Raw genomic sequence first — 13622 nt, 5'->3', positions numbered from 1 at the left:
GCGTTACGCTGAGACGCTCCAAACAAACTTTACCCTTATTTTCGTACGGATGCGCTCGCAAGAGCGACTGATTGAGGATCAGGAGGCCGCTAACAATCCACGAAGACAGCTAATTGGCACGGATGGGGCCGTTGACACATAACTGTTTAGGGAGACGGGAGGCGCGACACTAAAGGAGGCGCGGGCTGTGTGTGGGATTTGTGGCGGGTTTGGATCGCTTCACTTGGACCTCCACCCGAGGGGAATCGACACCTTAAACTTAGTAGCAACCGCTTAACAGACCGCTTCTGACCCAGAGCGGATAGTCCCCCCGGGGACATGCGTTTCCCTAGAAGCAATTGAGGCGCGCCGGCGGTCGAGTTGTTTCAATTCCGAACCTGCATTATCCCTCGCATTCACATCCGTCTGAGACCGATGGAGCTATGACGAGAGCGCCCCGACCACCAAAAGTAAGCGCCGCGAAGGTTGCGTATCACACGAATCAACTAGGCAAGATGCTCGCGCGCGCTGACGACATCCCCTTCCTTCAGCTCATCTGGGCTACCGACGCACTCCAGTCGGGGCGGGATGAAGTGGCGCGTGCGTTCCTCACCTATCCGACAAAGGCCGCAGATTCAAGCATTGCCTCGCCATTTGCGATTCATCGCTGGGAACTAGAGACGCTGATTATACAGTTGTTTCTGATGCCAAAGCAGGAATCGAGGAGCGAGGGAGCCATCGTCCTCGATTGCTCCAAATTTGATACTATCCGTGACGCGGTTAACCGCCTTCGCTCACTGGAGAACGTCGAGGCCGCGCTCTATTTAGCGGGCGAAACTTTCGACATTTTCAGCGAGATGCACCGCATCGCGCAGCGCACGTTCCACTGGCAGCGTGGCTACCTGAATATGCCGCAGTTTTACCGGTATCTCTTTATTTACGGGCAAGGCCAATGCGCGGAGTACTTCCTGCAACAAAATGGTCTCACAATATCTGATTTCGTTCTCACCGCCTTTGCATATTTTGGGTATTTTCAGCGCACAGCGTGGTTCGGCCGAATTGAAGCCCCAGAGGTAGGGCTCACGCACGCGATCCTTCAACGCGCCCTCCCGATGATGTCCATAGAGCTCGCAGATGCACGTACGCGTACAGCTGACGACGTAGCACGTATCAACGACCAACACGGTCGTCTGGTACCGACGGCCTATCTCCCGAGCGTGCTGCGGCGTTCGCCACTCATATTTCAGGAGGGGAATCCGAATCTTTTCATCGCCCCCATACCCGAGATTATTCTTATGCGTGCAACTTCTGGTCTCTACTACGACCTCATCAATGAGGGACAGGCGCTGCTGAACGAGGCTAATGACCGCTTCGAGCAGTATTGCGTGCAATACATTTCGACTATGATGCCACGCTTCGACGTTTGCCGCGCTTTCCGCTATGGCCCGCACGGTGCGCAAATCGACAGTCCGGACGTGCTGGTGAAGGATGATGGTCGGGTAGTAATTGTGGCGGAGTGCAAGGCAACAAAACTGACGTATTTCGCCCAATTCGCTGAAGATCCTTTCCAGGCCCAGAAAAAACAGTATCAACAGATTTCCCGAGGCATCTTTCAGCTGTGGCGTTTCTTCTCGCACATCCGCCGAGGTATCATTGACCTCCCGCTCGCGCCGAGCGCGTACGCAATGATCCTTACCCTCGACACATTTGCGGTATTGAGCCGCTCGCTTCGTGCCACCATCCTTAAGGAAGCGCACCGCCTTGCCAACGAAGAGAAAAACATAGTCGCAGAAGACCGGCGGCACGTAATCATATGCCCCATTGCAGAATTGGAGCTGGTATTGCACACCTCGAACGAGGAGATTTTCCTCGAGTCTCTCCAAGCCGCTCAACAGGAGCAATATCTTGAATGGCAGTTCCGTGAAATCCATCGCGAAAAGGAGGGGCAACGTAGTTTTGGACCACAGCGCCGGTTTCCTTTCGATCTAGGCGAACTTCTTCCATGGTGGAGTGCAACGCACCAGCTTGCAAACGAATGAAGGGCACAACAAGCAATGGTCTAGGCGCCGAGATGCTTCCTGCACACCCCTTATGCCCAAGCGGCTGTCAGCTGCGATCCAGCGAACGAACGCTCTTCGCGCAAGGCGGACCTCGCCAGTTTTTCCCTTTAAGCTTGAGAATTTGGCTCCGCGCCAGACTTCGTAGCACAACGCAGAAGTATCTTGCCGCCTTCTGCGCACCTGGCTGCTTGTTCCGCCACCATCCTAGCCCATTCTATTCGCGCAGCCTGCCAGCTTTGCTGAGTTTTTTTCGCGGCATGATCGCGGACGCGCGTCCGCGTTGCGTTTGACCGCTGAGTAATTCTGCACTTTTGGAACGCGTTGGAGTTGGTAGGACGGGCTCTCTGGGGCTTGCGGATGCGGTCTCTGCCCCGTTTGTTCACGGTCCTGCCGGTTGCAATGCGCCGGCCAGACATCGGAATAGCCCGGCTTGTGGGCAAGCGCTGGCCAGCGCAAGCCGAATGCGGCTTGCGGTCTCGACGATACGCGCGCCAATTTTGAGCAGCTTCTCGCGCAAGGTGGCAAATTCGGCGACGGCGAGCGGATGGAGTTTGGGAATGGCGTCGCGTAGTTCGAGCATCAGCCAATAGGCGGCTGTATGCAGGAAGAGGCGCATCTGATTGGCGAGCGGCGCCCGGCAAGAGGTGCGATCCGACGCCAGCTGGCTCTTGTGCAATTTAATCAGATTTTCCATCTGGCCACGCGCGCAATAGAGCGTGTCGTAGATATGTTCGGCTGAGTGCGTCGTAATGTTGGTGACGACGTAGCGAATATCGAGCCCCAGTTCCGTCGCTTCGATGCGGGCGCAGACGCGGCGCTCGGTCCGCCAGGATTTGGCCGCGTAGTTCGTTTGCGCGTAGCCACGCAGGACGAGCATCTGTTCTAATGCGCGACGGGTGCGGACGTCGTCAGCCTTGTCTTCGACGGCGGCGGCGAGAAGCTTGTTGCCAGACAGGCCGAAAACATAATCGAGTCCATTGTCGTCGCACCAATCCATCACCTCGCGGCGGCCATAATGGCTGTCGCCCCGGATGGTGATCCTGGTCGTCGGCCAATGCGCGCGGATGCGGCGGACAACCCGGCGCAAATGACCGCGCACTTCCTTGCCGGTCGGCGTCTTTCCCGGGCGTAGAATGATCGCGACAGGGCGTCCGGTCGCGGTGTCGTAGATATGGATCGGCAGGAAGCAGCGCTCGTCATAATGCGCATTGAACAGCGACAACTGCTGATGCCCATGCACGACGTCACAGGTGTCGTCGATATCGAGCGTGACAGCTCGCGGAGGCGCAGCGTAGCTAGCGCAATAATGATCGATCAGCACGCCGCCGAGTTTCACGATTTCGCGCAAAGACGGCGCATTCTCCCAACGCGACATGGTCGGCTGCGAGCACAAATCGTTCCCCGTATCGGGCAAGCGCCCGCAGGCGATCTTGAAGGCCGGGTCCTTGCGGAGATGATCGAGATCATCCGCATCCTCGTAACCGCAGGCGATAGCGAGAATGCGCGCACGAAAAATGCTGGCGAGCGAATGGGTGATCAACAAAGGATTGCGCGGATCGGCGATGACGGCGGCGAGCTTGTCCGCTAGGCCCAGACGACGTTCAGCTTGCCCCAACAGCATCACGCCGGCGTCCGACGTGATGCGTCCGCCGTCGAAGGCGGCGGTGATCTTCTTGCGGCCAACGGCTGGAAACGAGAACGGGAGGGGAGTATCTTCGGTGTACTGCGGCCCGGTTTTGAGACAACCGACTGCGCTTATTCAGGCGGCCAAGGGTAGCTCTGCGATGTTTGCCTTGGCAACCGAAAGCTGTTCGGCTCTCACCTGATCGGGCGTTTTGTAGCCGTGCCTGGCGACGAGCCAAGTTTTGTTGTAACGCGCGGCGAATTCGATGAGCGCCACCCTGAGGTCCTCGATCGTGCGGAAGGCCCTGACCCACAACAGGTTCTCCTTCAGCGTCCGGATGAAGCGCTCGGCGACGCCATTGCCCTCGGGCTCTCGCACGAAAGAGGGCGAGGCTTCAATTCCCAGGCATTTGACCTCGGACTGAAAATCTTCCGACATGTAATTGGACCCGTGATCGTGACGCAGTCTCAATCCGCAGGCGATTTCTGGAGCGATCGCGCCGAAGCAGCGTTTCACGCCCTGTCGAACAGGCTCCAGCGCCTCGAACCGATTGGCTGATTTTGCGGCGTGAACGCCGACGACCTCCGAGTTGGCGTGTTCGACGGCGACGAACACATAAGCCTTGCCTTCATCGGTCGTAACCGTTTGTGTCATGTCGGTTCCCCACATTTCGTTGACACGATCGGTGACGATCGTGCCGTCATGCGTCTTGGCCGACGCCGACACCACTCGATGCGGCGCAAGCAATCCATGTTCGCGCATCACGCGCCGCACCCGTCGGGGACTGGCGCGCACGCTGGAGACTCGTAGCCGCGCCCATATCTTCCGGTAGCCTTCGCCATGGAATTCAGAGGCCTCGATTTCGCGACGGATGTGATCCGCCAGTTCGGCATCCGAACATGCCCCAATGGGGCCGGGTCGACGTCGGGGAGTGTCTTCAGGCGTCTCCACGCGAGATCGATACACGGTTGCCCGCGACAGGCCCCACACCCGCGTCACGCGCGACAATCCATAGATGCGACCGAAAGACAGAGAACGAGCCCGGCTCATTTCCTCGGCCTCCGGCGGGCCAAAGGGCGTTTGTTTTCCAGGACGTCAATCTTGGCGTAGAGAAGCTCGTTATCCATGGTGATCTCGCCCACCTTGGCCTTCAGCCGGGCGATCTCATCGTCGCGGTCATCCCGCTCGCGCTCTTTCAGAGCCGAGGCGGCCCCCGCCAGAGCCCGATCCCGCCATTCGGTCAGCTTCTGGATGGTGACATTGGTCTCGCGAGCCACCAGTTCCAACGGCTCTCCGCGTAGGAGGCGGGCCACGACCGCCATCTTGCGCTGAACGGAAAAACGCCGGCCCCTGGCGCTAACCTTCTCTTCCTTGGTCACTTTCAAATCTCCGGTTGCGGTTCAAATTACCGCAGCCGGCTGTCTCACCTAACCGTGCCGCACCCCAGGGAGTATCTTCGGTCATGGCGCGCGTGGCGTCGATGGGATGGCGTGAAGGATCGGCATAGACAACCAATCCATACACTAAATCAACATTTTGCGCTACGCTCGCCAACCAATAATCACCCCATCGCTGAATAAGGCGGGCTAGTAGTTTCTCAATCGTGTGTTGGGACGTTTCGATGACGAGAAGGAAAACCCGCTTGAACAAGGCAAGGTTGCAGTTAGTTTCGCCGATCGAGATAACGGACGGCGTGCCCTTGTACATTCCCCTCCGCTCTCTCAATTCGTGCAACGAGACGACCGAAAGTTCGCCAATGCATGCATTTGGGCTTGACGATATAGCTGCCGATCCCCCCATCGTTGCCGAGCCTCTGGCGTAGCGCGAAGGCGCGGGACAAAGCGCGATCGCGTCGCGTTTGACGCTGCGATAGATAGCCCAGCTGGTAGGCCATGCGACAAGCGAAGTTATGCGCCCCATCCGGCAAATGCAGCCGACAGGCCAGTCGCCCGGTGCGCGGGCGCGGGCTGTTGTCGCAGACAAGGGCTATGACGCCCGGGCGAACCGTGAAGTCGCGAGAGCACGCGGAATTGCGCCTGCTATTCCCTTTCGAAAGACAACGAAGTCGCAGCCGGCGTTCTTTCCGAAGATCCTCTACAACGCGAGAGCTCGCATCGAAATATTGATCGGCAAGCTAAAGCGCTTCAAGCACATCGCTTTACGTTGCGAAAAGACCTTGCCCAGTAGAGGAGTCGTTTCGCCGAGGCCCGCCTGAACGAGCAATAGGGTGGGAGGCGAGTCATGTAGCCGCTCGACAGCAAACTTGACAGTACAATCATTTGCAATCGTCAGGGTATAGCTTGCCTCCAGCGCGAGCGTGATGCGGCGGGCAAGGGCAAGGCACCCGCCCCCACCGCCCGCCCGAGCTTCGAGGCCACCCACCGGCGCTAAAATCGCTTTGCAGGGCATACTCAAAGCCGAAGGCACGTAGCAAATGAACCAACCGTTACACTGACATTAAGCCATGCCCAACGTCGTCGGCCGCGGCTTTATATTTTACCCAGCGCTGTCACGGTCGCCAAACCTGCAACGTAGTTCGCGATTTCGTCCACCGGTAATGGCAGTTCACATAAGATAACGGGACCTTCCCCTGCCGTATCCGGAGTCGGGCCCACCAACTTAGTGAAGACAAGCCAAACATAGATCGATGAATCGGGCGCGCATACATCAGCTCGAAATACTCTATGGTGCGTAGCAACGACCGTCCGATGCTCGATTTGCACCTTTGGTAAGACTGAGTCCTTGAGTGTTCGCTCGAAATCAGCCGGATTAACGCCGGGGAGCAGTGTCAATTGCAGAATCTGAGCGCTCATCGTGACCTTCCTCCGGTTGCCGCTTACCCTTACGGCTTCGCATTGTTTGAACCAATTTTTTTCGAAAATTCGATCAGGCATGCACCTTGTCGTGGACAGCATCAGAACATAGTAGCCGCTCGCCTCATCTCTTCAAGGTACTGCCTGTAAGCCCGCTCGCCAAGCCCTTCACTTGACCGTGTCTGTGAATACTGGATCGTTGTAATCTGCCGGTTAGGTCACCGCCCGTTCGAGAGATTATCAATGGCTGAAGGCGAGGTGGAGGGAGCGAAAATGCGACTAGAGGTCGATTTGCCGCAGTGACTTTTCGTCAAAATCGGCTTTCGCTCCTAAGTGAGGCGATGCCTCTCTTATAGCCCCTTGGTAAAGATGAGTTGCCATGTTAACGCGCCCACTTTCGCTCCATTTGGAGGTCACCGAGGTTTGTAACAATGCCTGTCCTCATTGTTACGCCGGCAATTGGATTGACATGCCGGGCAAGAAACGCCGGCCTCGAAGCAACAGAGCAAAGCCGAGCATCCTAGAAGTTACGGAACGAGTGGCAGAATGCGATCCGTTCGACGTCACCATCACAGGAGGCGAACCGCTTGTTATTAGGCCTGATCGATTAAAGGACGTGTTTTCCTGTTTTAGCAGGCGTAACATTGACTATTCTCTCAATACCAACGGACGCTTGTTACACGAAAGTGCTTGTAAGGAACTGAAAAAAGCGGGCCTAGAATCTGTTCTGGTTAGCCTACATTCCTGGGACGATGCTTTGCACAACGAAATCGTGGGCACTAAGAAGGCCGCCTGCGAAACAAAAATTGGGATTCGGAATGCATTGGAGGCAGGCCTACGCGTGGCCGTGAATCAAGTTATCGACAGCAGAAATATATCGACGATGTACAGCTCAGCTATTGAGCTCGAACGGATGGGCGTACATCAAATATGTCTCACACGGGCTCTTTCACCATTGGAGGTTGGTTACGAGGTAGAGCCAATTTCTGCTGGGCAATTCCTTGATGAATTCATAAGGTGCCGAGAGAGTTTATCTATTCCCGTTAAAAGCCTACTGCCGATTCCGTTCTGTGCCGATGATCGTGTCAGAGATCTTGGTTTAGAAATGAGCTGCAGCGGTGGATTGTCCTCGGCAGTAGTTTCATGTTTTGGAGACGTTCGCTTCTGTCCCCACGATTCACGCGTGTGGGGCAATATCTTTGAAGATGACATTGCGGACATTTGGAAGAATATTACGCAGTGGCGTTCCGAAACCTCTGTTCCTGGCAAATGTAAAGATTGCTCCTTCATAACGGACTGTGGAGGGGGGTGTCGTGTGGCATCGAAACTACAATGTGAAAACGACGATTATTCTGCTATGGATCCATGGTCGCGCGGTCCATCCAACAATTTTAGCCGAAAAGTTATTGAAAAAAGTTTTGATCCGAATCTTGAATATAAACTTCGGTCAAACATGCGCTGGCGAAAGGAAGGCGAATCTTATTTGTTATTTTACGAGGGCCGTCATTCACTATTAAATTGGGATGGTGTCGAGTTCATACAAAATCTACCGAGCGAGTTCGTGCCTTCTGCGCTCTTGCAGTCAGAGGCTGATAACGTGACCCGCTCCTTTTTTGAACTACTGTATCATAATGGAATAATGCTAAAGAGTCCCGATAAGCGCTCAGACGTTGCGGCAATGACTCTGGAGACGACCGATGGTTGAAAAAGTTCAACAGACCGGAAAACTCAACATATCGGCTCTCACGCCAGAGCTGATAAGGCTTCTAAATGCGTTGCAGGCGGGAACGGAGTGCCAGCGTTGTGAGGCATGTCAGTCCTGCCAACGCTGCCAGGCCTGTCAGCGCGCTGCGGCTACTGCAAGCGAAGAAACCGCAAGGACTGTCATTTATGAAATGATTCAGGATGCTCTCACCCTCAAGTCGGAAGGGATGTAGGTTCAAGTATAGAGACGGCTAATCTTTCCATCGAGTATTAGCGCAGTCTTTGATCCCGAACCGCCCCCCTTCAGTGTGGCCATCCAGACACTATGCACACAACCTACCTTGTGATCGCCGATCTGGTTCTCGACGGAGACAATTAATGGTGGAGAAAGTTCGACCAACTGGAAAACTCAACACATCTGCTCTCACGCCAGAGTTGGTAAGACTCTTAAGCGCGCTGGAAGTTGCGGGGAGTTGTCATCGTTGTGAGGCCTGCCAGTCCTGCCAGTCTTGCCAATCCTGCCAGCGTGCTGTGGTCAGTGCAGGCGAAGAAACTGCGAGGTCTGTCGTTTATGAAATGATTCAGGGTGCTCTTACGCCCGAGGCAGGAGAGGGTTAGCGCCAGTCATACGTCCTCGCTTTTGTCAGACGTTAAAGCGAGGGCGTAACCTTAGTAGGTAGCACGGCCGCGCACATGGCCAACTGCGAAGGTCCACCGCGCACGACCTCATCGGGCCCTTTGTCTTGGTGCCCAACGAGTGGCGCATGGAAAAATCACAGTCCAGCCAAGGGAATGAGCGTGTTACGCCGACCCATTACAGTTGAGTACACCCCGTTTGACGGGACGGCTGGTGGGGCTGGTTAAGTACTGAGGCGGATGAACTCCCGAGGGGATTGGAACTTCAGGCCCGAGTGCGGTTGAAACTCGCAATAATCCTTGATCCAGCCGGGCAGCTTGGCAAGGATGGTTTCAGCGTCCGGCAATGAGCTGCTGGTTTCGTGGGCGCCGAGTTAAGTTACTCCCACCTTCTTTTCGAACTCAACCGGGCTGACGTAGCCGATCGTCGAGTGCCTGCGGACGGGGTTGTAGAACCGCTCGACGTAATCGAAGACGTCCGCCCGGGCGTCGTCACGCGTGCGGTAGAGTTTCTTCCCTATCCACTCCGTCTTCAGTGAAGAGAAGAAGCTTTCCATCGCCGCATTGTCCCAGACATTGTCGGATCGGCTCATCGAGCAAACGACGCCATTGTCGGCCATGAGGTGCTGGAACTGCTCGCTCCGTTCCGGAAAGACTGACGCCGACGCTCTCGCGACCGCCTTCAATTATCCTTTCATATTTTGCTCGCGGGTTCTGCTGCCGCCCTTCCTGCGCGGCTCTTTTGGGCGGGCCGGGACTAAGGACCTGCCCATGATCCGTCGATATGCTTCATCGCGCATCTGATCTAATCCCTTTAGCCGTCGTAAGGCCCCCCACAGAAAGTAAGCAGAAGTCTTCAGGAATTGCACATCGATGGAATCGCTTTCTTGCAATCATGGAGCGCAACGAGTGGGCACCACCATGCAGATTACGCAGACGCAGCCAGGCGGTCAAAAATTTCCATGATCGCCGGAACTGAACACGTTCATGGCAGTTCGGTGGAGACACAGGCGTCTTGGCGGGAGGATTACATGGAGCCTTCCATAGACGAGCAGCAACCTTCAAGCGCAATGGATATTGTCCTTAGTGAGCTAGGTTCATCCGTAAAGTTTTCACTCCGATCCACGACCACCGAACCGCTCCCTTCGGAAATGGGGCTGCTTCTTTTGCGCTTAGCTTTGGCGGATGTTCTCAAAAAGGCTGCTGAGGACCAAGGGCGCGAGAGCGGGTTTGAGACCCTATCTGGTGAGTTGATTAGGGCCTTGCGGCAATCCATAGGAGTCGGCTTCGCTTCCGTCACAGGGTGACGTAGTGTGATTTTTCGTAGTTTCCACAGCTATTCCAAAGCGTGAGGGGCCGTAATCTACCGGCGCGCGATGGAAACTGGGTGGGTCCCTTGCGTGCGCCTATGCCGACCGGCGCGGGCTGGCGGCCGTTTCAGCCCCTCAAGCTTTGAGATGGCCGCCAGCCTCGATATCGAAGGGTTTCGCGCAAAAAGCCTCGCGTCGGCCGGTGAGCCCAAGCGCCTTGCGAAGCGTTCGCGCATTCCGTCCAGAAATTAGCAGCTTCCCATTCTCGTGAACGTGGATAATGAGGCCGCCGTCCGCGCGAATGCGCCATCCAGGCCATGTTTCTTCCCGGCTCAATTCAACATTTGAAAGCCCCAGGCTTTGGAGCTGTTCGAGGACAGCAGTAACGCTGAGCGGCTCATGCATTAAGTCTCATCCGATTGACTTGGCCAACTCGACGCAACTTGCCATCTTCGTCACAGAACTCCAAACTGGCCGCGCATGTCGCCTTCTCCGCCAGTGTTTTCACGTCGGTAAACATCCTTTGATCAGGTTTCGCTGGAATGCTGCTTTGCAGCAAGCGTTTCGACAGTTCCTACTCGCCGATGTTCGTTCTCAGCCCAGAAGACGCAATCGGCCTGGAACGCGCTCAAGCCGCCCTGCGTTATCAGCATGGCAGCACGGCGCGGCCTTGGACTAGTCACACTCACCCCTGTAGTGGAAGCCAAGCAGCCCCCGTGCTGCTTCCTCAGATGAGATCGTCCGCCGCTTCCAGGGCGGCGCGCCTGTCGGCGCAGATGGGCGGTCCGTCGCTCTGGTCGGACGGGGCCGCCCCTGTCTTTTTGCTCCCTGCTATTGTGGGGTTGACGCCACGACCACCCAGACGCCTGCCACCGCTAGAATCATCGCTGCCGATAGCAATAGACGAACGCGCCCATTCGCGACGATGTGGCTCCTAGGGTAATCAGCATAGCAACAGCGCCGATCCCTAAGAACCCGAGAAGCGTGAGCAAGAAGGAATACTTTTCCATCGGAACCTCCCTCAAAGCCGCCGCTTAGCGCGGGCGGACAGCAGGTAAATGTATCGAACACGGTTTGGTTCCGTCTCAGCTATTTCCTCATTGTTGCTAGTTTTCAACCACTTATGAACGCTTTGGCTTCTTTGCGAGCCTCGGTTGCACCCGCGACTTACTCGGGCATACTCGCTGCTGCGGGGCAGTACAGACAAATAGGCGCTTGTTAATCGGCTCCTTATGCTGAGATTCCCTGGCCCAACCAGACGAAAATGCCCGCCAAGCAGACCGGCAGTTTTAGTGCTTATGCATCTTTTGATGGGCCCAGCGAGCCGCGTCGTTGAACGAGGCCTGACGTCCGCGCTTTGCGAGCTGCCCGCACGCGCGGTCATTGAGGGGGCTATGCGTGCGTGCGAAAAAGGAGTTTAGTTCGCCCCGCTCCACCTTCGAGGTCGAGGGTCCTTCGGAAGGAGAAACAGACTTCGCCTTATAACTCTTGGAAGGCAAGTCTCTCTTCGCGCGGCGGCTTACACTGCAATTCTTCCGTATGTGCGCGGCTCCAAACACAAGGCCCAGCCGGCTTTTTCGCGACGGCCGCGAAATCAGCCACATTCTGCATGAGACTTGGCGCAGACGCGGGCGCTGGCGCTGGCGTCAAAAGGCCTCGCAGCAGAGCGTAGCCGTGCGCTTCTAAAGGATGGATGCATGAACGCAAACGACAGCGAAGATGAGCGCCGCCGCATCATCGCCCAGCTGCAGGAAGTGGTGCGCCGCCGACACGTCGCCAGCGAATCTGGCAAAGATCCCGGAGCCGAGTTCGCCCTCCGCGCAAAGCGCGCCGATGCTCCCGCAGGGCCGGCCGATCTGGCGAGGAGGCAGAGGAACTTGCACGAGGCTGTTCCCGACAGACGGGTCGCAAGGCCGACTGCTCCGCTGCAGGGGCGGCCGGACCCTGAAATCACGCATTTTCGGTCACCAGGGCGCGGTCGGGAGATTGCTTCAGCGGAGATCCTCACGGAGAGAGCGGAGATGGCGCCATCGCCTGGAGCTGCTCGATCGGACGCTTTGCGCGATCGTCGCAATTATGTCGGCCATCCGGGAGATTTCCCTCAACACGTGGAAGAGGTTTCGACTCCTGCAGCCGCCTCCGCCGACGTCGGATCGCGTCGTTATCTTTTGGGAGCAGCGGCGATCATCCTTGGACTTGCGGGGCTCGCCGCAAGCTTCATTTTTCAGAGCTCGGAGCCTAACGAGGGCGAGACGGCTAGGGTCGCTGAGCTAGAGATGCCAAAGCTAGAGCAGGAGGAAATGCAAACCGAGGCGGCGCCCCAGGACGCAGCCGCCGAGGCGCAACAATCTTCGGCGCTCAGGGACAAAGTCGAAGACACAAGCGAGGCGCCGCGCCCCAGCGAGAGTGGCCCGGCGGCGAGCGAGGACAGCGGATCCGCGACGGAAGCGCACAACCTTCCAATAGCTTCGCCGAGGATGCAAGTGCAGGATCCGCTCGCGCAGCGGATCGAGAGCTTTAACGCGCCAGCTCTACCGACGGGGGCTTTCTCGACGCAGGAGCCGCCGCAAGCTCCTGCAGCGGAGCCGACAAAAGAGACGCCCGGAGGACCAGGCAAGATCGCTCACGCTCGCGACGAGACGCCGGTCGAACCTCTCACTGTTTCCCCACAATCGGTGCCCAAGACAGCGCCTCTGCCGCCGCGCCGCGCGGTCAACGCGTCAGCGGAGCGCCTGCGTTCGAAGGCTGCAGAGGGAAAGCAGGAAGGAGGCCCCCCTCCCCATGAAGCGCTAGGCGCCAGAGGCGGCGCGGAAACCACCCCGCCGAGCGAGGACATCGTGCAACGCGCGCTCGACTCGCTTTTCAATGGCTGGGAACGGGCCCCTTGATTGCGGCGCCATATTACAAAGCGGGGGCGCGATAACGGGGCTAGCGGCGGCCCATGGCGCTGGCGAGTTATGGCCGCGAATGGCTCGTCTCACGGAGTAGGCAAGGGATGGAGACGCCAAGCAGATTTGCGAGCGGCGGCATAGTTGACATAGTCAATGGACTATGTATTATTATCTGGACAACTCGCCGCCCTTCCTCTGCAGGCGACTTGCCGGCTGACCCCAACTTGGCCAATGACGGCCCGTCCGCCCCTATCTCAGGCGAACTTCCTCAAAGGCGGGTCGTCATCCCCTTGTTGGTCTTTGTCGCCTCAAGTCAGGGGATGGGCAGTCTAAGGCCCCTAAAGGATCCATCTCGCGGAGCAAATATGACCAATCTTGAAAGTAAAATTGTCCCGGTCGCCTTTTGGATTGGCTTCTTCGCGCTCGGCGTCATCACCCATGTCGGCAATCACCCGTTCTAGCCAGGCCTCAACAAAGTGAAAAAGCCGCCCGCATCATGCAGGCGGCCTTCCCGATGCGAAGAAATCTGCATCACATTGCAAGCGGCGCAACCAGCATAATCCAGCAAAGCGCCGCCATCGCCACCGCCATCACCGAAGCGATCT

Annotated in this window: 8 protein-coding genes and 3 pseudogenes; 4 read left to right on the top strand and 7 right to left on the bottom strand. The window is 57.0% G+C overall.

Annotation, left to right across the window (positions count from 1 at the left end):
- Positions 1-422: 422 nt before the first annotated feature.
- On the top strand, positions 423-2018 hold the full coding sequence (locus ACETII_RS12230) for a hypothetical protein (protein ID WP_472785657.1): 1596 nt from the start codon (positions 423-425) through the stop codon (positions 2016-2018).
- A gap of 400 nt (positions 2019-2418) precedes the next feature.
- On the opposite strand, the gene ACETII_RS12225 is transcribed toward ACETII_RS12230, so the two are convergent.
- From ACETII_RS12225 to ACETII_RS12215, 3 genes and pseudogenes are all read right to left on the bottom strand, one after another.
- Positions 2419-3798, bottom strand: a complete 1380-nt coding sequence (locus ACETII_RS12225; protein ID WP_472788158.1) for an IS1380 family transposase — start codon at positions 3796-3798, stop codon at positions 2419-2421.
- Positions 3799-5048 (bottom strand): annotated as a pseudogene (locus ACETII_RS12220) (IS3 family transposase). It lies immediately after the preceding gene.
- Positions 5020-5370 (bottom strand): hypothetical protein, encoded by a 351-nt coding sequence (locus ACETII_RS12215; RefSeq protein ID WP_472785656.1) that lies wholly within the window; start codon positions 5368-5370, stop codon positions 5020-5022. The pseudogene ACETII_RS12220 and the gene ACETII_RS12215 overlap by 29 nt, the downstream one beginning before the upstream one ends.
- A gap of 202 nt (positions 5371-5572) precedes the next feature.
- On the opposite strand from ACETII_RS12215, the gene ACETII_RS12210 reads away from it, so the two are divergent.
- Positions 5573-5878, top strand: coding sequence for a transposase (locus ACETII_RS12210; RefSeq protein ID WP_472785655.1), 306 nt, complete (start codon positions 5573-5575; stop codon positions 5876-5878).
- Between the two features lie 274 nt (positions 5879-6152).
- Here the strand turns inward: ACETII_RS12210 and ACETII_RS12205 are convergent, their stop codons facing one another.
- The gene (locus ACETII_RS12205; RefSeq protein WP_472785654.1) at positions 6153-6476 is read right to left on the bottom strand and encodes a hypothetical protein; all 324 of its coding nucleotides are present in this window, start codon (positions 6474-6476) and stop codon (positions 6153-6155) included.
- 379 nt (positions 6477-6855) lie between these two features.
- Between ACETII_RS12205 and ACETII_RS12200 the strand changes: the two genes are divergently transcribed.
- Together ACETII_RS12200 and ACETII_RS12195 are read left to right on the top strand one after the other, a co-directional pair.
- A complete protein-coding gene (locus ACETII_RS12200) occupies positions 6856-8181 on the top strand; it encodes a radical SAM protein (protein WP_472785653.1) in 1326 nt (441 codons plus the stop codon).
- Complete coding sequence (locus ACETII_RS12195) at positions 8174-8413, top strand: hypothetical protein (protein WP_472785652.1); 240 nt, start codon at positions 8174-8176, stop codon at positions 8411-8413. The genes ACETII_RS12200 and ACETII_RS12195 overlap by 8 nt, the downstream gene beginning before the upstream one ends.
- A gap of 627 nt (positions 8414-9040) precedes the next feature.
- Here the strand turns inward: ACETII_RS12195 and ACETII_RS12190 are convergent.
- From ACETII_RS12190 to ACETII_RS12180, 3 genes and pseudogenes are all read right to left on the bottom strand, one after another.
- A pseudogene (locus ACETII_RS12190) lies at positions 9041-9169 on the bottom strand (integrase core domain-containing protein); the annotation flags it as partial.
- Positions 9170-9190: 21 nt separating this feature from the next.
- Positions 9191-9457 (bottom strand): annotated as a pseudogene (locus ACETII_RS12185) (integrase core domain-containing protein); the annotation flags it as partial.
- 804 nt (positions 9458-10261) lie between these two features.
- The gene (locus ACETII_RS12180; protein WP_472785651.1) at positions 10262-10531 is read right to left on the bottom strand and encodes a hypothetical protein; all 270 of its coding nucleotides are present in this window, start codon (positions 10529-10531) and stop codon (positions 10262-10264) included.
- Between the last annotated feature and the right edge of the window lie 3091 nt (positions 10532-13622).

The sequence above is a fragment of the Methylocystis sp. NC52PC genome, assembly GCF_055698645.1.
Note: the sequence above shows the minus strand (reverse complement) of the source record. Positions and strands in the feature narration are given on the sequence as shown.